Below are 21,911 nucleotides of genomic sequence, written 5' to 3' on the forward strand. Positions count from 1 at the left end.
CTCGACCATGTGTACCGGGATGCGGATGGTGCGGGCCTGGTCGGCCATGGCGCGGGTGATGGCCTGGCGGATCCACCAGGTGGCGTAGGTGGAGAACTTGTAGCCCTTGGTGTAGTCGAACTTCTCGACCGCGCGGATCAGGCCGAGGTTGCCTTCCTGGATCAGGTCGAGGAAGGCCATCCCACGGCCGGTGTAGCGCTTGGCGAGCGACACCACCAGGCGGAGGTTCGCCTCCAGGAGGTGATTCTTTGCCCGCTCCCCGTCCCGCGAGATCCACATCATGTCGCGCTGCATGTCGCGGTTGAACTTCTCGTCGCCCTCCTCCGCCGCGCGCAGCTGCTCGGTGGCGTAGAGGCCGGCCTCGATCCGCTTGGCGAGCTCGACCTCCTGCTCGGCGTTAAGGAGCGGGACCTTGCCGATCTGCTTCAGGTACGCCCGGACGGAGTCGGCGGAGGCGGTCAGCTCCGCGTCCCGGCGGGCCTGCTTGAGGGCCTCGGACTCCTCGTCGTCCCACTCGAAGTCGTTGTCGCTGGCGGAGTTCGCCGCGTCGGTCTCGGCGGCCCGGGTCAGCTCCGCCGGCTCGTCGACCACCACGTCCTCGATCTCGGCGGCCAACTCCTCCGCGTCGACCTCGCCAGCAGCCCCGCTCTTTGTGGCCTTCGTGGCCTTCGTGGCTTTCGCGGTCTTCGTCGTGGCCTTCGCCGGGCCGGTCGCTGCGGCCACGGTGGCCTTGGTGGCCCGGGTGGCCTTCTTCGCCGGCGTGGCCTTGGCGCCGTCGGCGGCAGCGCCGGTCGCCTTGCGGGTGGTGGCCTTCCGCGGTGCTGGGGCTGGTGCCTCGGCCCCGGTCGGTGCCGCCTTGGCGGCGGGCGTGGCGGCCTTCTTGGTGGTCTTGGCGGTGGTGGCCCGGGACGCTGGGGTGGTCGACCGGGCGGCGGCCACCCGGCGGCGTGGGGCGGTGCTGGCCGAACCGTCAACCACGACGGTCACCCCCGCCTCCGAGAGCGCCCGGAGGATCTTCTTGGCCTGGGCCGGAGTCACCTCGGCTGACTCGACAGTGCGCGCGAGCTGAGCCGACGTGAGCTGACCGCCGGCGCTCTGCGCATGTGCGATCAAGGTGTCGGTGAGCGAGCGAACGTCGGCGCCGGTCTGGCGGGGTTCTGTCACGAATGACCTTCCGGTGGCGAAGAGCGAGCACGGCAGGGTCGTCCGGCGTGGGGCGGAGCGCGGTGCCGGGCGAGTCGTTGAGCCCCCCGTGTCGCGGGCCAGCCGGTTGATGGCGGTCCGTGGCGCGTGGGCAGGGTGAATTGTAACGCTGTCCACGGCGATCATTCGGCGGCGCACGCCGGACCGCCGGTAGGACCGCCGATTTGGCGCGGATGTGGACTTTGAAAGGATGATACCCGCATATGGTCGCGACCACCCCGGTCGTGCGGGAAGGGGACGAGAATGGCCCGCTCGGTACCGGAGCCGCGGGAACTGCTGGAGATCGCGATCGAGGTGGCGCGGGAGGCAGCCGCGACGGCGTGCCGGATGCGCGGTCAGGGGGTCTCGGTGGCCGCGACCAAGAGCACCGTCACCGACGTGGTGACCGCTGCCGACCAGGCGGTGGAGCGGCAGGTGCACGATGCGCTGCGCCGGCTCCGGCCGGGAGACGCCGTGCTGGGTGAGGAGTATGGGGAGGCGGGCGCCGGTGCCGCCGTCCGATGGATCGTTGACCCCATCGACGGCACCGTCAACTACCTGTACGGCATTCCGCACAGTGCGGTCTCGCTCGCCGCTGAGGTGGACGGGGTGGTGGTCGCCGGGGTGGTGCGTAACGTCGTCACCGGTGAGGAGTGGACCGCGACCGTCGGTGACGGCGCCTGGCGGGACGGGCAACGGCTGCGCTGCTCCACCGAGCCAGAGCTGAGCCAGGCGCTGGTGGCCACCGGCTTCGGCTACGACCCTCGCCGTCGGCAGCACCAGGGCCGCGTGTTGGTCGAGCTGATTCCGCACATCCGCGACATCCGTCGGTTCGGCGCGGCGGCCCTCGATCTCTGCCTCGCCGCCGAGGGGCGGGTGGACGCCTACTACGAGAAGGGGCTCGCCGCCTGGGACCTCGCCGCGGGAGGACTGGTGGCCACCGAGGCCGGACTCCGGGTCGGTGGGTTGACCGGGGCGGCGGCCGGGCCGGATCTGGTGATCGCCGCGCCCCCGGAGCTCTTCGCGCCGCTGCACGACCGGCTGGTCGACCTCGACGCCGCCGGCGGCCCCTGAGGACCGACCGACGGCGGTCTCGGAAGGCCGACCGGTGGGGCGCCACCGGGAGTTTCGGTCACTCCTCCTGGACCGGGCAGGTGCCGGGCGGCGCCACCGGTGCCCCGAGGTCACCGAGGGACTGGTTGACCTCGGTTGTGGTGGCGAGTTGCTGGAAGGCGCTGCCCAGGATGATGTCCACGGTGGCGTCGGCGCGCTCCGGGTCAAACTCGACCGCGGCGTTGTTCAGGAAGTAGGCCCGCAGCAGGTGCGCCGAACCAACGCCCTTCGGCCCGTACTGCAGGACCGCGATGTCGTCGGTCTTTTCCGCGTCGCCGGTCTCCTCGATCTGGAACTTCCGATTTCGGAAGTCGTCGGAGACCTTGCTGGCGAGGCCCACCTGGTCGGTCCCATTGAGTATCTTGATCTTTACCTCGGCCGGTTCGCGGAGTGTGACGTCCGCCTCCGGCCAGCCCTCCTGGCAGCCGGCGCTGCGTCCCGCGTCGCTCTGCGTGTCCCGGACCAGGGCGACAACGGTGAAGATCAGCGCCAGGATCGCCAACAGGGCGACGACGACGAGTGCTCGCACTCGCGCAAAGCTCATCAAGGTGCTCCCGGGACGGAGGAGGGTGACGGTCGTCAGCGGCGGGTGAAGCGCCCGAACGGCCATCCGGTACGCCGCTGAGGTTAACGGTTGTCCGGCGGCGGCGTGGAAACAGCCGGACATGCCGGCGTGCCGGCCGGGAACGAGGTAGTACTACCCCTATCTTCATGTCGCCTGAGTCACATTGGGAACAACTTCCCGTGCGGAGGCGTACATCTCTTCCACGAGGGCGGTATACATGCCACGCCCGCAGTGGAGGTAAGGTACCGCGCTCGCTGGGGAGTTCTCTGGCGGCGTCGACCCGACTCCTGCCGGGTCGGGTGAACGACACAAGTGGTGGCCGCCCAGCGGAACCGAAACAACGTCGTCCGGCGTTACAACCGGAAGCGACAACATCGATATGGGAGAGTGAACCGATGGCCACCGACTACGACGCCCCGCGTCGCGACGAGGTCGACCTCGGCGAGGACAGCCTGGAAGAGCTGAAGGCCCGGCGCGTCGACTCACAGTCGGGCGCCGTGGATGTGGACGAGGCCGAGGTGGCGGAGAGCTTCGAGCTGCCCGGCGCCGACCTGGCCGACGAGGAGCTGACGGTCAAGGTGCTGCCGATGCAGCAGGATGAGTTCCGTTGTGGGCGTTGCTTCCTGGTGCACCACCGCAGCCAGTTGGCAGCCCAACGCAACGGCGACCTCATCTGCCGCGAGTGCGTCTGACCGGGACGCGAATCGCACCACTGGCGGCGGCTCTGTGCTGGGGCCGCCGCACACCCCCCGGTCGCCCTGCGGCGACCCGGTGGGCAACGCCGCCCCCGTCCCGGCCGGCCGTCAGCGCGGCCTAGTCCAGCGGGAGGTCCGATGCCATGACCGAGCCGGACCGCACCGAGCCGGACCGCACCGTCGACGAGCCGGTCGGTGCCGCCGACGGTCTCGGTGCCACCGTCGCGGAGCTGACCGCCGACGACGTCCTGCCGGCTCGGCGTGGGCAGCTCCTCGGTCGCCTGGTCGGGCAGGCCCGGACCCGCGGGTTTGGTGACCTGTTCCGGCCGAGGTCGGCGCTCGGCTGGATGGTTGACACCATCGCCGAGGTCGCCCCACACGTGCCGGTCCGGGACCGGGCCACGCTTCGTCGGCACTTCCCGGACCTGGACGGTGAGGCGTTGGCCGAGCGCCTCGTCCGGAACGCCGCCCGGGCTGGCGCCGGAGTGGGCGCTGCCGGGGGTGGCGTCGCCGCTGTCGAATGGACGGTGCCCCCGAGCCTGCTCACGGCGCCGGTACTGCTGGCCGCTGAGACGGTCGCGGTGGTCGCGATCGAACTGAAGCTGGTCGGCGAGCTGCACGAGGTGTACGGGGTGCCGCTGCCCGCCGGTGGCGCCCAGCGGGCGGTGGCGCTCGTCGTATCCTGGTCCGGGCGGCGCGGGATCAACCCGATGCGGCCGGGCGTTGGAGTGAGCGCGGTGTTGGGCGCCGCAGCCCGCCGTGAGCTGCGGGACCGGCTGGTCAGACGCTTCGGCCGCAACCTCACCACGCTGGGCCCGTTCCTCACCGGCGCCGCTGTCGCGAGCTACCTCAACCGACGGGCCACCCGCGCGGTGGCCGATCTCCTCCGCGCTGATCTCCGACGCCGGGCTGGGGCACCCCCCGACCCACCGTGAGCCCCGGGCGGTCGGTGTGACCCTGTTCGGGGAGCCGCTGGCCGCCGGTTGAACCCGGGCCGACTCAGTCGTGACCGGTGTGGGCCGCGTCCTGACCGGTGTCGGCCGCGTCCTGATCGGTGTGGGCCGCGTCCTGACCGGTGTGGGCCGCGTCCTGACCGGTGTGGGCCGCGTCCTGATCGGTGTGGGTGGTGTCCTGACCGGTGTGGGCCGCGTCCTGATCGGTGTGGGTGGTGTCCTGACCGGTGTCGGCCGGGTCCTGACCGGTGTCGGCCGTGTTCCGACCGGTGTGGGCCGCATCCCGGGCGGCGAGGAGTGCCTCCGCCAACTTCACCGGCCGCCGGGTGCTCACCACCCAGAACGGGGTCGGGTCAGCCGGGTCGTCGAGTACCACCTGCACGGCGCCGGGGATCCACGGCCGTTGGATCACGAATGCCAGTGGGTCTGCGCCGACGCCGAGCACCTCACGCCGCCCGGCGGCGTCCAATGGGATGACATCGGCGACGAATCGGGCCGGCAGCCGCGCATCGTCCACCCTCAGCTCGCCGTCGTCAACCGCCACCCGGATCCGGCCCAGCCAGAGCAGGCTCGCCAGGCACGCCGGGAGCAGCAGCACGAACGGCAGCCACGCCCGGACGCCCGACGCGCCCATCCAGATCTCGGTAGCGAGTAGCCCGGCCACGGCGAATCCGCCCAACCAGAGCCACCACGGCAGATCCAGCCGTTCGGCGTAGCGGGCAGCCGGGGACGAGGAGACGCGCACGAGATGAAGGGTACGGCGCGTGCCGCGGGGAGTACCGGGCAGGATGGGCAGGTCACCCAGGAACCGGATGGAAGAGGGAACCGTGACCGATGTCGTACCCGTGCCTGTGCGGCAGCTCGACCCTGAGCTGCCGCTCCCTGCGTACGCCCATCCCGGCGATGCGGGGGCGGACCTGGTGGCCGCCGCGGATGTGGAGCTGCCCCCCGGTGGCCGGGCCCTGGTGCCGACCGGGGTAGCCATCGCGCTGCCCGAGGGTTATGTAGGCCTGGTCCATCCCCGTTCGGGTCTGGCGGCTCGGCTCGGCGTGACCGTGCTCAACGCGCCCGGTACGGTCGACGCCGGCTACCGGGGTGAGATCCTGGTCAACCTGATCAACCATGATCGAGAGGCGGTGGCTCGGATCGCTCGCGGTGACCGCATCGCACAGCTGGTCGTGCAGCGGGTGGCTCGGGCGCGGTTCCAGCCGGCGGCGGAGCTGCCCGCGTCCCAGCGGGGCGCCGGCGGGCACGGCTCCACCGGCGGTCACGCCGGCCTGGGGTCGGCCACCGCGGCCACCGACGGCCGGCAGCCGGTGCCGGAGGCGTCGTGACACCCGGCGCGGACGCATCGCCGGTAGCGAGGGAAAGTGACAGGGTGGGCGTGAACAGCGTGAACAGCGGAGGGTGTACGCAGTGATCTTCTCCCGAAAGCGGGCCGATGCCGAACGACGCCCGCGCGACGAGCGGCCCGAGGCCCAGGAGGGGCGCGAGGCGACGAGTTCGGCCACGCCGGCCCCCGGCCCCTACGACGTGACCGAGGCGCCGGCCGGGGTGCAGCGGCTCGACCTGGGGAGCCTGCAGATTCCCGCGGTCGGCGGGGTCGAGGTGCGGGTGCAGGCCGATCCGCAGGGCGCTGTCCAGCAGGTGGTGCTCGTGCACGGGCAGAACGCGCTTCAGCTCGGGGTCTTCGCCGCCCCGCGCAGCGCGGGCATCTGGGACGAGGTACGCGAGGAGATCCACCAGTCCCTGTCCAACGACGGCGCCACCACCGAGGAGGTCACGGGTGCGTACGGCGTCGAGCTACGGGCCCAGGTCCCTACCCAGGACGGCCGTACCGACCTGCGCTTTGTCGGCATCGACGGGCCGCGCTGGATGGTCCGCGCCGTCTACCAGGGCAAGGCGGCGACCGAGCCGGATGCGGCCGGCCCGCTGACCGTCTGTCTCGAGGGCCTCGTCGTTGACCGGGGACAGGAGGCGCGGCCGGTGCGGGAGCCGCTGCCGCTGCGCCTGCCCCGGGAGGCCGCCGAACAGGCGGCCGCGGACGGCTCCGCCGCCGAGCCGAAGCCGACCCCGCAGGCCTGACGCTACTCCACCAATCGCTGGCATCCACTCCGTCGGCGTACGCTGGCGGAGCGGTCCCGGCGTGCGGTGGGCCGCTCCACCGCCGGCCCCGGGCCGGCCCAGCCCGGAAAGGGTGACGCGGAGGTCATGTCGACCGACGAGCGGCGGGGATCGCTGCGGCGCGTGCTGCGTCGGCTCACCGCCAGCGAGGCGGAGATCGAGGCGCAGGAGCTGCTCCGGGAGAGCGCCGAACACGGCGGCATGCCGGCCCGCCAGTGCTGCCGAGGCCAACTGGTCGCGGTCTCCGGCCGGCTCCGCACCGTGGTCTACACGCCGCGGACCAACCAGCCGACGTTGGAGGCGGACCTGTACGACGGTAGCGACGTGGTGACCCTGGTGTGGCTGGGCCGGCGGCACATCGCCGGCATCGAACCGGGCCGGCACCTGACCGCTCGAGGCCGGGTCGCCATCCGAGGTGACCGTAAGGTCATCTACAACCCGTACTACGAGTTGGAGCCGCCGAAGTGACGACGGGACAGCGCCCGACGGCGCAGCCGGGCACGGGAGAGGAGGAGCCGCTCCCGACGATCGCCGAGCAGATGGCCGACCAGCTGGGGGGCTGGCGCGGGTTGCTGGAGTCCAGCATCCCGGTGGTCGTCTTCGTGGTCGCCAACATCCTCGGTGAGCTGCGCCCGGCTGTGGTCGCCGCGGTGGCGGTCGCGGTGTTCATCGCGGTGCTGCGGCTGGCCCAGCGGCGGCCGGTGCGGCACGCGGTGAACGGGCTGTTCGGGATCGCGATCGGCGCGGCGATCGCCTGGCGCACCGGTGATGAGCGGGACTTCTATCTGCCCGGCATCCTCTACGGCATCGGTTATGGCCTGGTGCTGCTGGGCTCGGCGGCGATCCGGCAGCCCCTGGTCGGCTGGATCTGGTCGGTCCTGGTCGCCAAGGGCGCCTCCGAGTGGCGGCAGGACCCGCTCCTGGTGCGGACCTTCACCCGGTTGACCGTGCTCTGGGGAGTGGTCTGGCTGGCGAAGGTCGGGGTGCAGGCCGGGCTCTACCTCGCCCGCCAGGACACCGCGCTCGGCATCGCCCGGCTTCTGCTCGGCTACCCGCCGTACGTGCTGCTCCTGCTGATCACGGTCTGGACGGTGCGTCGGGTGACCCGGCACAACCCCCAAGCCCCCCTGACGCCCCAGAACCCGGTCGAGTAACGGCCGGCCGCGGGCTCAGCAGGCCTTGCGGGTCCGCTCGACGCTGTCCGGACCGAGCACCACCGTCCGGACGGAGTCCTCCACCTCCGCCGTACAGACAAAGATCAGCTCGTCGCCGGCCTCGATCGGGTCGTCCGGGCTGGGCACCAGCACCCGCTTGCCGCGGAGGATCGCCACCAGCGCCGCGTCGCGGGGCAGCGGCACCTCCCGCAGCGGATGACCGACGTACGGGGCGCTTGTCGGCAGCGTGATCTCGACCAGGTTCGCCTCGCCCTGCCGGAAGGTCATCAGTCGGACCAGGTCGCCGACGGTCACCGCCTCCTCTACCAGGGCGGCCATCACCCGCGGCTTGCTGACCGCCACGTCCACCCCCCACTGCTCGGTGAAGAGCCACTCGTTCTCGGCCCGATTGATCCGGGCGACCACCCGGGGCACCGCGAACTCGGTCTTGGCCAGCAGCGATACCACCAGGTTGACCTTGTCGTCCCCGGTGGCGGCGACCACCACGTCGCGGTTGGCCAGCTCGGCCTCCTCCAAGCTGGTCAGCTCACAGGCGTCGGCCAGCACCCACTCCGCGTCCGGTACCCGGTCCGGCCGGAGCATCGTGGGCTGCCGCTCGATCAGCGTCACCTGGTGGCCGTTCTCGATCAGCTCCTGGGCGATGGAGCGGCCCACGTTTCCGGCGCCGGCGATGGCGACCCGCATGGTCACTGCCCCCCTTCCAGCGGCAACGCCGCCACCGACGTGACCGCGTTGACGATGTCGTCGGTGACCAGCATGAAGATCTGGTCACCCTCCTGCACGACGGTGCTCAGCGTCGGCAACGTGCCGATGCCGAACCGGGTGAGGTACGCCACCCGGGCGCCGGTCGTCTTCTCCAGCGCCAGCACCGACTGGCCGACCCAGTCCTTGTGCACCGGGACCTCCACGATCGAGACGGTGCTCGTCGGGTCCCGGAACAAGGCCTCGTTGCCGTCCGGCACCAGGTGCCGCAGCATCCGGTCGGCGGTCCATCGGACGGTGGCCACCGTCGGGATGCCGAGGCGCTCATAGACCTGGGCTCGCCGCGGGTCGTAGATGCGCGCCGCGACGCGGGTGACACCGAAGGCTTCCCGAGCCAGCCGAGCGGAGATGATGTTGGAGTTGTCGCCGCTGGAGACGGCCGCGAACGCGTCCGCCCGCTGGATGCCGGCCTGTCGGAGCACCTCCCCGTCGAAGCCGGCGCCGGTCACCGTGATGCCGGCGAAGTCCGGGCCGAGTCGGCGGAAGGCGTCGGAATTCTGGTCGACGACCGCTACCGAGTGCCCGTGGGCCTCCAGACCGTGCGCGAGGGTCGCTCCGACCCGCCCACAGCCCATGATCACCACATGCACCGTGCCCCTCCTCAACATCCGCCCGCACCAGCCGTTGCGGCTGTTGGACGAGCCTGTCACGTTCCCGGGGGCGGACGCGGACCGACGGTACTCCGTGCGTACGCCCTCCGGTGTCCGGCCACCCGGGCGTGGGTGTGGGCGAGGGTCGTACGCTTGGCGGTTGTGGCCCGACCCGCCTCGCTGGTGAAGCGACTGCTCGTCGGTCGACCGTTCCGGTCCGACCGACTCCAGCACACCCTGCTGCCCAAGCGCATCGCCCTGCCCGTTTTCGCCTCCGACGCGCTCTCCAGCGTGGCCTACGCCCCCGACGAGATCCTGCTGATGCTCTCGTTCGCCGGGGCCTCGGCGTTCGTCTTCTCGCCGTGGATCGCCCTGGCGGTGGTCGTGGTGATGCTCGCGGTCGTGGCGAGCTACCGGCAGAACGTGTACGCCTACCCGTCCGGTGGCGGCGACTACGAGGTGGCCACGGTCAACCTGGGGCGCCGCGCCGGTGTCGGCGTGGCCAGCGCCCTCCTGGTCGACTACGTGTTGACCGTCGCCGTGTCGGTCGCGTCCGGGGTGGCGAACCTGGGCGCGGTGATCCCCTTCGTGGCCACCCACAAGGTGGCGGTGGCCGTCGCCGCGGTGGTGCTGCTCGCCGCCGTCAACCTGCGCGGGATCAAGGAGTCCGGCACCACCTTCGCCATCCCCACCTACGGTTTCATGATCGTTATCGTCGGCATGATCCTCACCGGGCTGGTCCGGGTGGTACTGCTCGGCCACGACCTGCGCGCCCCCAGCGCGGACCTGGTCATCGCCACCGAGTGGAGCGACACGACCGGGTGGGCGATGGCGTTCCTGCTGCTGCGGAGTTTCTCCTCCGGCTGCGCCGCGCTCACCGGCGTCGAGACGATCTCCAACGGGGTGCCCGCCTTCCGGGCACCGAAGAGCCGCAACGCGGCGACCACCCTGCTCATGCTCGGCGCGGTGGCGGTGACCATGCTGGTCGGCATCGTCTGGCTGGCCCGGCTGACCGGCCTGCAGTTCGTGGAGGACCCGGCCCGGCAGATCGTCGGCGGCCCCGACGGGTACGTGCAGAAGACCGTCACCGCGCAGCTCGGCGAGACCATCTTCGGCTCCGGTTCGCTGCTGCTGTTCGTGGTCGTCGGCGTCACCGCCCTGATCCTCTTCCTGGCCGCGAACACCGCGTTCACCGGCTTCCCGGTGCTCGGGTCGATCCTCGCCCAGGACCGCTACCTGCCCCGGCAGCTACACACCCGGGGGGACCGGCTCGCGTTCTCCAACGGCATCCTCTTCCTGGCCGGCTTCGCGATCGTGCTGATCATCGGCTTCCAGGCCGAGGTGACCAGGCTGATCCAGCTCTACATCGTCGGCGTCTTCGTCTCGTTCACCCTGTCCCAGGCCGGCATGATCCGGCACTGGAACCGGTACCTTCAGGTCGAGCGCGACCAGCAGGTGCGCCGGCAGATGATCCGCTCCCGGGCGATCAACAGCTTCGGCATGGCGATGACCGCCACCGTGCTGGTGATCGTGGTCGTCACGAAGTTCCTGCTCGGCGCGTGGATCGCCATCGCCGCGATGATCATGATCTACCTGGTGATGCTGGGGATCCGTCGACACTACGACCGGGTCGCCGTCGAGCTCGTCCCCGACGAGGGGCGGCCGGTGAAACCGGCCCGTAACCACGCGGTCGTGCTGGTCAGCAAGGTGCACCAGCCGACCTTGCGGGCCATCGCCTACGCGCAGGTCACCCGGCCGGACAGCCTGACCGCGGTGACGGTGAACGTCGACGACAAGGACACCCGCCGGCTGCAGGCCGAGTGGGAACGGCGGGACGTGCCGGTCGCGCTGACCGTGATCGATTCGCCGTATCGGGAGATCACCCGGCCGATCATCGACTACGTGGCCGGCATCCGTCGGTCCTCGCCCCGCGACGTGGTCACCGTCTTCATCCCCGAATACGTGGTCGGCCGCTGGTGGGAGAACCTCTTGCACAATCAGAGCGCACTGCGGCTCAAGGGTCGGCTGCTCTTCGAACCGGGAGTGATGGTCACCAGCGTGCCGTGGCAGCTCGCCTCGACCGAGGGCAAGGATCTGGACCGGCTGGACGAGACGCTCAGCCGAGGACCGGCCCGCGGTCCCCGGGTGACGCCGGGCGGCCCGGAGCCGACAGACGGCCCGCCAACGGTCCCCACCCCGCCGCCAAGGAGCGGCCCGGACCCGGCCGACGGAGGTGGCCGGTGACCGGCGACGAGGGGCTGGCGGAGGCTGAGCGGGTCGAGTTGACCGTCGGGGCGGTGGCCCCGGGCGGGCACTGCGTCGCCCGGGTCGCCGGCCAGGTGGTCTTCGTCCGGCACGCGCTGCCCGGCGAGCGGGTGGTAGCCGAGGTCACCGAGGTGCACCGCGGGTTCGCCCGGGCCGACGCGGTGACGGTGCTGGTGGCCGCGCCGGAGCGGGTGGAGCCCCCCTGCCCGTACGCGAAGCCCGGCCGCTGCGGCGGATGTGACCTGCAGCACGTGTCCCCCGAGGCGCAGCTGACCTGGAAGGCGGGGGTGATCCGCGAGCAACTCACCCGACTGGGCGGGCTGACCGACGGGGAGCTGGACGCGCTGGGTATCCAGGTCGAGGCGCTGCCCGGCGGGTCGTTGGGCTGGCGTTCCCGGGTGCGGTACACCGTTGACGGTGCCGGTCGGGCCGGCCTGCTCAAGCACCGCTCGTACGAGGTGGTGCCGATCGACCGGTGCCGGATCGCCCACCCGGCGATTCAACAACTGCCGGTGCTCGGACCCGTGCGGTGGCCGGACGCGGACGCCGTCGAGTCCGTCGCCTCGACCGGCGGGGACGTGACCGTGACCGCCGTCGCCGACGGAGCGGTGCGGCCGGTGAGCGGGCCGGAACGGGTCCACGAAGAGGCCGTCGGCCGCCGGTGGGCGCTGCCCCCGTCGGCGTTCTGGCAGGTCCACCCGGCGGCGGCGGACACCCTGGTCAACGCCGTGCTGGCGCAGCTCGACCCGCGGCCGGGGGAGACCGCCTGGGACCTGTACGGCGGGGCGGGCCTCTTCGCCGCCGCGCTGGCGGAGCGGGTCGGTGCCACCGGGCGGGTCACCCTCGTTGAGGCCGCCGGGGCCGGCATCGCCGCCGCCCGGGAGAACCTGCGGGACCTGTCACAGGTCGGCATCGTCTCGGGCCGGGTCGCCCCGGTGCTGGATCGTGGGCGCCTCACCGCGCCGGTGGACCTGGTGGTGCTCGATCCGCCCCGCTCCGGGGCCGGGGCCCGGGTGGTGCGGGCGGTGGCCGCCGCCGGAGCGCGCGCGGTGGCGTACGTGGCCTGCGACCCGGCCGCCTTTGCCCGGGACGTCCGCGGCTTCACTGAGCTGGGCTGGCGGCTCGCCGCGCTGCGCGGCTTCGACCTCTTTCCGATGACCCAGCACGTGGAGCTGGTGGGGCTGTTGCTGCCGCCCGCCTCGCCGCACCGGCGGCGGAGCGACGCCTGACCATCGGCTCAGCGTTGCCGGCGTCCTGCGGACCGTTGCGGGTGCTCCCGACCGGACTGCGGGCTGTCCCTCGGCCGATAGACTCTCCGGTCATGAGTGTTGAACGGGACCCGGCAAACCAACCGGGGCTGCTGGCCGCCGTCAGCGGTCCGCAGGACATTAAGCGGATGTCCACCGAGCAGCTGGAAATCCTCGCCGCCGAAATCCGTGACTTTCTGGTGGCCAAGGTCTCTCGCACCGGCGGGCACATCGGCCCCAACCTGGGGGTGGTGGAGCTGACCCTCGCGCTGCACCGGGTCTTCGACTCCCCCCGGGACCGGATCCTGTTCGACACCGGCCACCAGGCCTACGTACACAAGATTCTCACCGGCCGGCAGGGCGGCTTCGACAAGCTGCGCCAGCGCGGTGGGCTCGCCGGCTACCCGAGCCAGGCCGAGAGCGAGCACGACCTGATCGAGAACTCGCACGCCTCCACCGTCCTCTCCTACGCCGACGGGCTGGCCAAGGCGTACGCGCTGCGGGGTGAGTCCCGGGCGGTGGCGGCCGTGGTCGGCGACGGCGCGCTGACCGGCGGTATGTGCTGGGAGGCGTTGAACAACATCGCGACCGCCGGCAACCCGCTGGTGACCGTGGTCAACGACAACGGCCGCTCCTACTCGCCGACCATCGGCGGGCTCGCCGACCACCTCTCGACGCTGCGCCTGAACCCCGGCTACGAGCGGGTGCTGGACACGGTTCGGGAGGCGCTCGGCTCGACCCCGCTGGTCGGCCGACCGATGTACGAGGTGCTGCACGCGGTCAAGCGGGGCATCAAGGACGCGGTAGCGCCGCAGGCGATGTTCGAGGACCTCGGCATCAAGTACGTCGGCCCGGTTGACGGGCACGACATCGTGGCGGTCGAGGGGGCGCTGCGCGCGGCGAAGTCCTTCGGCGGCCCGGTGATCGTGCACGCGGTCACCCGCAAGGGCTACGGCTACCGCCCGGCCGAGGACGACGAGGCGGACTGTTTCCACAGCCCCGGTGCCTTCGACACCGAGACCGGCAAGGCGACCGCCGCGCCGTCGGTGAAGTGGACCCACGTCTTCGGCGAGGAGCTGGTGGCGATCGCCGACGAGCGGCCGGACGTGGTGGGAATCACTGCGGCGATGGCCGAGCCGACCGGCATCGCCAAGCTGGCCCGGAAGTACCCGGAGCGCACCTACGACGTGGGCATCGCCGAACAGCACGCCGCCACCTCGGCGGCGGGGCTGGCGCTGGGCGGTATGCACCCGGTGGTCGCGGTCTACGCGACCTTCCTCAACCGGGCATTCGACCAGGTCCTGCTGGACGTGGCGATGCACAAGCTGCCGGTGACCTTCGTGCTGGACCGGGCCGGGATCACCGGCCCGGACGGGCCCAGCCACTACGGCATGTGGGACATGTCCATCTTCGGGGTGGTGCCGGGCCTGCGGATCGCCGCCCCCCGGGATGCCGCCACCCTCCGTGCGGAGCTGCGCGAGGCGGTCGCCGTGGACGACGGTCCCACCATTGTCCGCTTCCCGACCGGTTCCGTCGCCGCCGACCTGCCGGCGCTGCGCCGGGTCGGTCCGGTGGACGTGCTCGCCGAGTCGGCCCGCGCCGACGTGCTGCTGGTCGCGGTCGGCTCCTTCGCCGGCCTCGGCATGGAGGTCGCCGCCCGGGTCGGCGAGCAGGGTTACGGCGTGACCGTGGTTGACCCGCGCTGGGTCCGGCCGGTCGCGGCCGAGCTGGTGGAGCTGGCTGCCGGGCATCGGCTCGTGGTCGTCGTGGAGGACGGGGTTCGGGCCGGCGGCGTCGGCGACGCCATCGCCCAGGCGATGCGGGACGCCGACGTCGAGGTGCCGGTGAAAGATCTGGGCGTACCGGTCGACTGGCACCCGTACGGCACCCGCACCCAGATTCTCGCCGACCTCGGCCTGACCGCCCAGGACGTGGCCCGCGACGTCACCGGCTGGATCTCCCGGCTCGACATTGACGCCGCCGGCAACGAGAAGGAGCTGGTCACCGACCAGGTGGAGCCGATCGTCACGCCGCGAGAGGCACCCGCGCCGAAGTGACGGGGTGGGGTGGGTGACGGCGGGCCGCCCGCCGTCACCCACCCCACCCCACCGCGGCATCGCGTCGGAGGTAGCCGCCCCCGGCGCTACCACGTCGGACATCGCTGCCCGGGCGTCACCGCGAACGGAGCCGACCCCGGCGCTACTGCGGAGCGGGCAGGGAACGGTAGTGGGTCTCCGCGCTGGTCGCCAGACTCACCGTGACCTCTTCGTCGGCCAGGGGCAGGATCGCCAGGCCCGGGCGGTCAACGAGGTGGGATGTGCCGGCCGGGACCGACAGCGAGTCCTCCGGAGCCGGCTGCCAGCTCAACACGCCCAGCCGCTGCCCCGCCACCGGCAGGACGTACGCCTGAAGTGGCGCGGCCCGATCGGCGGCTGACATCATCGCTGCGCCGCCGGTGGCCGGCCGGTACAACACCGCCGTCATCTCGTCGTCGGCGGTCTCCCAGGTGAGCTGCTGCACCTCACCCGGCGGGCCAGGACCGAGCGTGCCCTCGCCAACCGTCCGGAGGGTCAGTCCCGCCATCGGCCAGGAGGCCGGCACCGAGAGCGCCGAATTCCGGCTCCCGAACTGGCGTTGGATGCTGCCGAAGGGCCCCTGGTCGCCGGCGAGCGCGCAGGTGTCCAATCCGGCCAGGGCCTGCCGCCCGGAGCCGGATTCGTCCCGCACCAGCGGGTCGCGCGGCGCGTCCAGGCCGGTGCCGAGGTCGAGGAAGCGTTCGGTGGTGCGCCCCCGCGGCAGTGACTCGGTGGCGCGCAGCGCGGCGGTGACCGGGACCGCGGAGCAGGCCGGCACCGCCACGGGTGTGCTCAGACCCCCCTCGATGGCCACCTTCTGGCCATCCGGACCGGTCAGGTCGGTGACCCGGGCAGAGACCAGGTAGCGGCGACCCGCGTCGGTGTGGACCGGGAGAACATCGGAGTAGACCAGGTAGCCGGGATCGGTGTGTTCGACGGCATGGGTGACGGTGTGGCGCCCGTCCGCTCCGGCGACCTGGAGCAGCCAGGAGGCCCCCGTGCCGGGAACATCCGCGGCGACCAGGGCGAGCGGCGCGCCGTCGACCGCACCGGCCCAGAGGATGCCGGAGGTGGGTAGGTACGCTCGGTCGCCGAGCGGCGAGCGCCAGGCGCGGACCGCCTCGGTCACCGCGGTCGTCGTCGTGGCCTCGGCAGCGAGGGAGCCACGGGCCGGCCAGACGGTGAGCGATCCGTCGCGGCTCTCGTGCCCCACCGATAGGTCATCCGGTGCCCGGTCGGCGACCACTCCGCAGCCGGCCAGGGTCGCCACCAGGGCCAGCGCAGCGGCGGTCGTCCTGCCGGTCCGGCGGGCTGCAAGCACGTCTAGCTCCTCCGTCTCCTGCGAACCGCAATGGTACGAGACGGCGCGGTGCCGCCCAGCACCACCCACAAGGGATTGTGCGGTGGCTTTCGTGTGATTTCCGCTCAGGTAGACTCCGCCGATTGTGACGCCTGCTGACACCCGCGCCGAACCCGCCACCGTGGCCTCGTCCGAGCCGGTCGATCGCAACAGCGCGAGTGCGTTCCCCCTGAACGGCGTGGCAGCGGGGGAGCGGAAGCAAACGTCCGGCCCTCCGGTGACGGCCCCCGGTCGCCGTCAGCTCCGGCTGCCGTCGTGGACGCCCCGACGGCAGCACTCGGTGGTGGTTGGCGGCTTCCTGCTCGCCGCGCTCTGGGTGACCAGCCAGATCTGGGTCGACCCGACCGGTCGGGTGGCCGCGCTCTACAGCAGTGACCCGGCGCAGGTGCAGTTCTTCCTGGCGCACTCGGTGCGGGTGGTGCTTCACGGTGAGTTCCCGTTCTTCACCGAGCAGTTCAACTACCCGGACGGGGTCAACCTGATGGCCAACACGGCCATCCTCGCGCTGGGCATCCCGATGGTGCCGGTGACGCTCCTCTTCGGCCCGGCGGTGACCTTCGTGCTGCTGGTCACCCTCGGGCTCGCCGGCACCGCGACCGCCTGGTACGTGGTGCTCAGCCGGCACCTTGTGCGCAGTCGACTGGCGGCGGCGGTCGGCGGATGGTTCTGCGGGTTCTCCCCGGCGATGCTGTCGCACGCCAACTGGCACCCCAACATCATCAGTCAGTTCCTGCTGCCGTTCATCGTGTGGCGGGTGCTCGTCATCACCCGCTCCCAGCGTCCGTACCGCGACGGCCTGCTGCTCGCCCTGCTGGTGAGCGTGCAGGCGTTCATCAACGAGGAGATCCTGCTCTTCACCGCGATGGCGTGCGGGGTCTTCCTCGCCGCCGTGCTGGTGCAGCGGCCCCAGCTGTGGCGGGCGGCGTGGCGGCCGCTGGCGAAGTCGCTCGCCACCTGCACGGCGGTGGCGGGCGCGCTGCTGGCGTACCCGCTCTACGTGCAATTCGCCGGCCCGATGGCGTACCACGGGCTCAGCGACGCGGTCCGGGACTACGGCAACGACATCGCCGCGTTCGTCGCCCCGGGCTCGCCCACCCTGGGCGGGGACGACGCGGCCAACACCGGCCTCGCCCCGAACTACTCGGAGGAGAACGCCTTCTTCGGCTGGAGCCTCTCCCTGATCGCCGTCGGCATCGTCCTGTGGCTGCGCCACGACGTGGTCGTGCGGGCCCTCGCGGCGACCGGGATCTTCTTCGCGGTGCTCTCTCTCGGCGAGCGGATCTCGTGGTGGGACCAGGAGATCGGGGTTGGACCGTGGGAGTGGCTGGTTCGGCTGCCGCTGCTGGACGCGGTGGTGCCGACCCGGTTCGGGCTCATCACCACCGTTACCGTCGGGCTGTTGCTGACGCTCGCGGTCGACCGGTCCCGAAGGCTGCCGCTACCTCGGCGCACCCTGCGGCTGCGCACCGCCGCCGGGCTGGTGCTGGCGTTGTTGCCGATCGCGCCCATGCCGCTGGCGGTGACCTCCCGACCACCGGTGCCGGAGTTCATCACCGCCGACCGGTGGCGCGGCTACGTGGCGCAGGACCAGACGCTGGTGCCCATTCCGGTGCCGAGCATGGGCAACACCCACGGCATGCGCTGGGCCGCCGCCGTCAACCTCGACTTCAAGATTCCCGGTGGCTACTTCCTGGCGCCGCGCAACGCCAACACCGGCGACCCCGGTCGGTTCGGCGGCCGCCCCAGTGGGCTCGGAGAACTGCTCAGCGAGGTCGCCAGCACCGGACGTACGCTGCAACTCGACGACCGGCAGCGCCGGCGCGCCCTGGACGACCTGCGGCACTGGCGGGCCGCGATCCTGGTCCTGCCGGTGGACCAGCACCACGCGGAGCCGCTGCGACTGACCGTCGAGCAACTGGTCGGCCCGGGCAGGCGTGAACTGGACGTCTGGATGTGGGACGTCCGCGCGTTGACGGACCCGGCACCGACCGCCGCCTAGTCGAGCAGGGGACGGACGTCCCAGAGCCAGACGTCGTCCACCCGCTGCGGTGCGCCGAGCAGCGAGGTCATCAGGTCGCGCAGCACCGCCTCCCGGGGGTGGGCGCCGAGCACCACCACCGAGGCCCGCCAGTACCGCAGGTCCTCGATCACCTGTCGCCGCTCGACATCGGTGATGTTTGGCGTGGCGTTCTTGCCCATCGTGGAGTAGATGAGTCGGGTCGTCGGCCGGTTGTCCGCCCCGAAGATCCCTTCACCCTGCTCGTTGGGGCCGATGAAGTACCCGCCGGGAACGGGGAACTCGTGCTGGGTCAACGCACTCCAGCGCAGCGTGGAGAGGCCGTGCACGTTGCTCGGGATCGGCACCGGGACCAGGGTGCGCCCCTCGGGCACGTACGGCCGCCAGCCACCGGCGGTGATGAAGTGCGGTGGGGGCGCCACCGCCTCCACCGGCAGCGGCCGGGGGATCAGCGGCAGCAGAGCCAGCGTGATGGCCGCGTAGCCGACTGGGCGTCGCCACCGCCGTGGGAACCGCGGTGGGCGGCCGGAGCGCTGCGCGGGCAGCGGTGGCCGACCGGTCCCGGAGACGGCGTCCCACGCGACGGCGAGCAGGATCCCGATCGCGGCGGCCACGATCAGACTCAGCCGGGTCGGCATCATCATCTCGACCAGCGGCAGGTCCTCCGACACGTACGCCCACGGGCCGTTGAGGTCGGTCTCGACGCCGTCGAAGCGGATCGCCGGGCCGAGGGAGGCCACCGTGAACACCACCGTCAGCACCGCCAGGATACGCGCCACCAGGCTGCGGCGGACCAGCAGCAGGAGGGCCACCACAGCCAGGATCACCAACGGCCAGCCGAACCAGCTGTTCTGCTCGGTCACGCCGATCGTCTGCTCCACCGCCGCGTCCCCGGCGAGGGTGTCCCGGGGAAAGGTGACGAAGGCTTTCAGGTCCTCGCCCCAGCTGTGGAAGACACCGCCCTGTAGGCCGCGGTAGGACTGCGGACCGTTGAACTGGAACCAGATCGGGTACGCGGTGAGCAGCAGCGCCAGGCCACCGCCGGTGCCGAGGGCGGCGGCGAAGGTGCCGGCCTGCCGCCGGGCGGCCACCGGCCGCAGCGCCACGTACGTGGCGACGACGACGAGGCAGGCCAGCGCGGTGAGCAGCAGCATCTCCTCGTTGATGAAGATCTGGTACGCCACCAGCAGGCCGAGCAGGACGCCGTTGCGTCGCCAGCGGCCGGGCTCGCCGAGCCGCAGCACACGGAGCACGATCAGCGGGAGCAGGAAGTTGGAGGCGAAGTTGGGCTGGCCGTTGGCGTGGTGCACGACGCCGGGCGCGAAGCCCAGGAACGCGCCACCGACGAACGCGGCGGCCCGGGAGCGCACCAGGTGCCGGGAGAGCACCCAGTAGGAGGTGCCGGCGGTGGCGGCCAGCGCGGCGCCGAGGTACAGCACGTACGTCACCTGGGGGCCGACCAGCATGGTCAGTGGCGCCAGCGGCAGAGTCACCCCGAGTAGTGAGGTGTTCGCCATCATGTTCACCCCGACCGGGGCGTTCTGTCGGGTGCTGAAGAGCGGGTTCTCCAGGTGCCACACCGAGTACGCCCCGTGTGCGAAGAGCCACTCGAACCAGCTGTGGTCGGTCGGCAGATGGGCGGAGACCCGGTTGGGTATGTCCCCCCAGTGGTTGAGGCAGACCAGTACGCCGAGGGCCAGGTAGACGCCGATGGCCAGGACGTCGGCGCGGACGGGACGCCATCGAGAACGCCGGGTCGGCACTTCCGCCACAGTGGAGGTGGGGGTGCTGGTCTGTGGCACGGAGTCAACCATCGGCGCGGGCACGACGCGCCATCGTACAGGCGGCCCCGGGGTGGACCTGCCGGCCCCGGTCACTCTCGGTCGTGTATCCAAGTCGTCGCTGGCGGTGAAGCACTAGGTTGTCGGGGAGTTCAGGCGCGAGGAGGCTGGGATGCGGGTACTGGTTGTCGAGGACGAACGCAACCTCGCCGACGCGATCACGCGGGGGTTACGCAAGCGCGGCATGGCGGTGGATGTCGCGTACGACGGTGACAGCGGGCACGAGATGGCCTTCGTCACCCGGTACGACGTGGTGGTGCTCGACCGGGACCTGCCCGGCGTGCCCGGCGATCAGATCTGCGCCGAGCTGGCCGCCTCCGGCACCCTGACCCGGGTGCTGATGTTGACCGCCAGCGGGACGGTCGCCGACCGGGTCGAGGGGCTGCAGCTGGGCGCGGACGACTACCTGCCCAAGCCGTTCGCCTTCGACGAGCTGGTCGCCCGGGTGCAGGCGTTGGGCCGCCGCGCCACCCCGGCCGCTCCGCCGGTGCTGGCGGTGGCCGACCTGGTGCTCGACCCGGCTCGGCGGACGGCGACCCGGGCCGACGTGCCGCTGGACCTGACCAACAAGGAGTTCGGTGTGCTGCACGAGCTGGTCAAGGCCGGCGGCGCGGTGGTCTCCAGCGAGGAGCTGCTGGAACGGGTCTGGGACGCGAATACCGACCCGTTCACGACCATCGTCCGGGTCACCGTGCGCACGCTGCGCCGTAAGCTCGGTGACCCACCGCTGATCGAGACCGTGGTCGGTGCCGGCTACCGCGTGGCCGGGGCGGCGGCGTGACCGCCGGCCGTGGCATGCGGCCCACCCTGCGCCTGCGGTTGACCCTGCTCAATGGGCTACTGCTGGTGGGTGCCGGGGTGATCCTGGTGCTGCTGGCCTGGCTGCTGGTCCGCGACGCGCTGCGCCCCGCCGACGAGCTGCTTACCGGGACGACGGTGGTGCTGGCCGACGGTCGTTCCCTGGACGCCGCCGAGTGGCAGCGACAGTTGGGCGAGGTGGCGAGCCGGGAACTGCTGGCCAAGGGGCTGGCGGCGCTGCTGGCGATCAGCGTGGTCGGGGTGGCCGGTGGCTACCTGGTCGCGGGCCGGGCCCTGCGGCCGCTCTATCAGGTCACCGCCACCGCCCGACGGCTCGGTGAGACCACCCTCGATCAGCGCATCGGCTACTCGGGTGCGGATGACGAGGTGGCCGAGCTGGCGCAGACCTTCGACGCGATGCTGGACCGGATCGCGGTCGCCTTCGACGCGCAGAAGCGCTTCGTCGCCAACGCCTCACATGAGCTGCGGACCCCGCTCGCCGTGATGCGTACCGAGATCGACGTGACGCTCAGCGACGACGAGGCGGACACCGCCGAGTACCGCCGGATGTCCACTGTTGTCCGGGACGCCTCGGAACGGGCCAACGGCCTGGTGGACGCGCTGTTGGTGCTGGCCCGCAGCGAGGCGCAGGCCGGCCATCGCCTCGCCCGGCGGACGGAGTGCGACCTGGCTGCCGGCACCGCCAACGCGTTGACGGCGGTACGCCGGGAGGTGGAGCGGATCGGTCTGCGGGTGGAGACCTCACTGGAGCCGGCACCGGTGGTCGGCGACCCCGGGCTGCTGGACCGGCTCGCCGGGAACCTCGTCGAGAACGCGGTGCGCTACAACCATCTGCACGGCCAGCTCTGGGTGCGGACCGGTTCGGATGGCCGGCGGTCCTGGCTGGTGGTGGGCAACACCGGCTTCGAGGTGGACCAGGCCGATGTGCCGGGGCTGTTCGAGCCGTTCCGGCGGGGCGGCCGGGAACGGACCGGTGCCCGGGGCTCCGGTCTGGGGCTCTCCATCGTCCGGGCCGTCTGTGACGCACATGGTGGCGTGGTGAAGGCGATCGCGCAGCGGGGCGGTGGCTTGGAGGTGACGGTGACGCTGCCGGCAGCAGATGGGCCGGGCCCCGCCGTGGCGCGGTGA

General features: G+C 71.8%; 19 protein-coding genes and 1 pseudogene. 13 read left to right on the plus strand and 7 right to left on the minus strand.

Going from position 1 to position 21,911, the window contains the following annotated elements; all coding sequences use genetic code 11:
- A partial coding sequence (locus K228_RS25580) for a sigma-70 family RNA polymerase sigma factor (protein WP_025618817.1) occupies positions 1 to 1,164 on the minus strand: 1,164 nt, incomplete at its 3' end.
- 282 nt (positions 1,165 to 1,446) lie between these two features.
- On the opposite strand from K228_RS25580, the gene K228_RS0112890 reads away from it, so the two are divergent.
- A complete protein-coding gene (locus tag K228_RS0112890) occupies positions 1,447 to 2,256 on the plus strand; it encodes an inositol monophosphatase family protein (protein ID WP_025618818.1) in 810 nt (269 codons plus the stop codon).
- A gap of 58 nt (positions 2,257 to 2,314) precedes the next feature.
- On the opposite strand, the gene K228_RS0112895 is transcribed toward K228_RS0112890, so the two are convergent.
- Positions 2,315 to 2,824 (minus strand): LytR C-terminal domain-containing protein, encoded by a 510-nt coding sequence (locus tag K228_RS0112895; RefSeq protein WP_025618819.1) that lies wholly within the window; start codon positions 2,822 to 2,824, stop codon positions 2,315 to 2,317.
- Positions 2,825 to 3,255: 431 nt separating this feature from the next.
- Here K228_RS0112895 and K228_RS0112900 point away from each other — a divergent pair, with 431 nt between their 5' ends.
- Both K228_RS0112900 and K228_RS0112905 read left to right on the plus strand, forming a co-directional pair.
- The gene (locus K228_RS0112900) at positions 3,256 to 3,552 is read left to right on the plus strand and encodes a DUF4193 domain-containing protein (protein ID WP_018214600.1); all 297 of its coding nucleotides are present in this window, start codon (positions 3,256 to 3,258) and stop codon (positions 3,550 to 3,552) included.
- 146 nt (positions 3,553 to 3,698) lie between these two features.
- A complete protein-coding gene (locus K228_RS0112905) occupies positions 3,699 to 4,490 on the plus strand; it encodes a hypothetical protein (RefSeq protein WP_025618820.1) in 792 nt (263 codons plus the stop codon).
- A gap of 280 nt (positions 4,491 to 4,770) precedes the next feature.
- On the opposite strand, the pseudogene K228_RS0112910 reads toward K228_RS0112905, so the two are convergent.
- Positions 4,771 to 5,253 (minus strand): annotated as a pseudogene (locus K228_RS0112910) (DUF3093 domain-containing protein); the annotation flags it as partial.
- Positions 5,254 to 5,320: 67 nt separating this feature from the next.
- Here K228_RS0112910 and dut point away from each other — a divergent pair.
- From dut to K228_RS0112930, 4 genes are all read left to right on the plus strand, one after another.
- On the plus strand, positions 5,321 to 5,842 hold the full coding sequence (dut, locus tag K228_RS0112915; protein ID WP_033776861.1) for a dUTP diphosphatase: 522 nt from the start codon (positions 5,321 to 5,323) through the stop codon (positions 5,840 to 5,842).
- A 73-nt stretch (positions 5,843 to 5,915) separates the two neighbouring features.
- Positions 5,916 to 6,593: a DUF3710 domain-containing protein gene (locus tag K228_RS0112920; RefSeq protein ID WP_033776862.1), complete on the plus strand. Its 678-nt coding sequence runs from the start codon at positions 5,916 to 5,918 to the stop codon at positions 6,591 to 6,593.
- A gap of 126 nt (positions 6,594 to 6,719) precedes the next feature.
- Complete coding sequence (locus K228_RS0112925; protein ID WP_025618824.1) at positions 6,720 to 7,100, plus strand: OB-fold nucleic acid binding domain-containing protein; 381 nt, start codon at positions 6,720 to 6,722, stop codon at positions 7,098 to 7,100.
- A complete protein-coding gene (locus tag K228_RS0112930; protein ID WP_025618825.1) occupies positions 7,097 to 7,786 on the plus strand; it encodes a DUF3159 domain-containing protein in 690 nt (229 codons plus the stop codon). Before K228_RS0112925 ends, K228_RS0112930 begins: the two co-directional genes overlap by 4 nt.
- 15 nt (positions 7,787 to 7,801) lie before the next feature.
- On the opposite strand, the gene K228_RS0112935 is transcribed toward K228_RS0112930, so the two are convergent.
- Positions 7,802 to 8,491 (minus strand): potassium channel family protein, encoded by a 690-nt coding sequence (locus K228_RS0112935; RefSeq protein WP_188116198.1) that lies wholly within the window; start codon positions 8,489 to 8,491, stop codon positions 7,802 to 7,804.
- Positions 8,492 to 8,493: 2 nt separating this feature from the next.
- Positions 8,494 to 9,159, minus strand: coding sequence for a potassium channel family protein (locus tag K228_RS0112940; protein WP_025618827.1), 666 nt, complete (start codon positions 9,157 to 9,159; stop codon positions 8,494 to 8,496).
- 162 nt (positions 9,160 to 9,321) lie between these two features.
- On the opposite strand from K228_RS0112940, the gene K228_RS0112945 reads away from it, so the two are divergent.
- The 3 genes from K228_RS0112945 to dxs all read left to right on the plus strand — a co-directional run bounded on the left by K228_RS0112945 (position 9,322) and on the right by dxs (position 14,728).
- Positions 9,322 to 11,403 carry an APC family permease gene (locus tag K228_RS0112945; protein ID WP_025618828.1) on the plus strand — a complete coding sequence of 694 codons (2,082 nt, stop codon included), beginning with the start codon at positions 9,322 to 9,324 and terminating at the stop codon, positions 11,401 to 11,403.
- Complete coding sequence (locus K228_RS0112950) at positions 11,400 to 12,653, plus strand: class I SAM-dependent RNA methyltransferase (protein ID WP_025618829.1); 1,254 nt, start codon at positions 11,400 to 11,402, stop codon at positions 12,651 to 12,653. Before K228_RS0112945 ends, K228_RS0112950 begins: the two co-directional genes overlap by 4 nt.
- A 92-nt stretch (positions 12,654 to 12,745) precedes the next feature.
- Entirely contained in the window at positions 12,746 to 14,728 is a 1,983-nt protein-coding gene (dxs, locus tag K228_RS0112955; protein WP_025618830.1) for a 1-deoxy-D-xylulose-5-phosphate synthase, read from the plus strand.
- A 142-nt stretch (positions 14,729 to 14,870) separates the two neighbouring features.
- Here dxs and K228_RS0112960 read toward each other — a convergent pair whose 3' ends face one another.
- On the minus strand, positions 14,871 to 16,067 hold the full coding sequence (locus tag K228_RS0112960; RefSeq protein WP_025618831.1) for a hypothetical protein: 1,197 nt from the start codon (positions 16,065 to 16,067) through the stop codon (positions 14,871 to 14,873).
- Between the two features lie 124 nt (positions 16,068 to 16,191).
- On the opposite strand from K228_RS0112960, the gene K228_RS0112965 reads away from it, so the two are divergent.
- Positions 16,192 to 18,105 (plus strand): DUF6311 domain-containing protein, encoded by a 1,914-nt coding sequence (locus K228_RS0112965; RefSeq protein WP_025618832.1) that lies wholly within the window; start codon positions 16,192 to 16,194, stop codon positions 18,103 to 18,105.
- Here the strand turns inward: K228_RS0112965 and K228_RS0112970 are convergent.
- The gene (locus K228_RS0112970) at positions 18,102 to 19,937 is read right to left on the minus strand and encodes a DUF6311 domain-containing protein (RefSeq protein ID WP_025618833.1); all 1,836 of its coding nucleotides are present in this window, start codon (positions 19,935 to 19,937) and stop codon (positions 18,102 to 18,104) included. The genes K228_RS0112965 and K228_RS0112970 overlap by 4 nt on opposite strands.
- Positions 19,938 to 20,076: 139 nt before the next feature.
- On the opposite strand from K228_RS0112970, the gene K228_RS0112975 reads away from it, so the two are divergent.
- Entirely contained in the window at positions 20,077 to 20,745 is a 669-nt protein-coding gene (locus tag K228_RS0112975) for a response regulator transcription factor (RefSeq protein ID WP_025618834.1), read from the plus strand.
- Positions 20,742 to 21,911, plus strand: a complete 1,170-nt coding sequence (locus K228_RS0112980) for a sensor histidine kinase (protein ID WP_025618835.1) — start codon at positions 20,742 to 20,744, stop codon at positions 21,909 to 21,911. The genes K228_RS0112975 and K228_RS0112980 overlap by 4 nt, the downstream gene beginning before the upstream one ends.

This window comes from Salinispora cortesiana, assembly GCF_000484695.1.
GTDB lineage: Bacteria > Actinomycetota > Actinomycetes > Mycobacteriales > Micromonosporaceae > Micromonospora > Micromonospora cortesiana.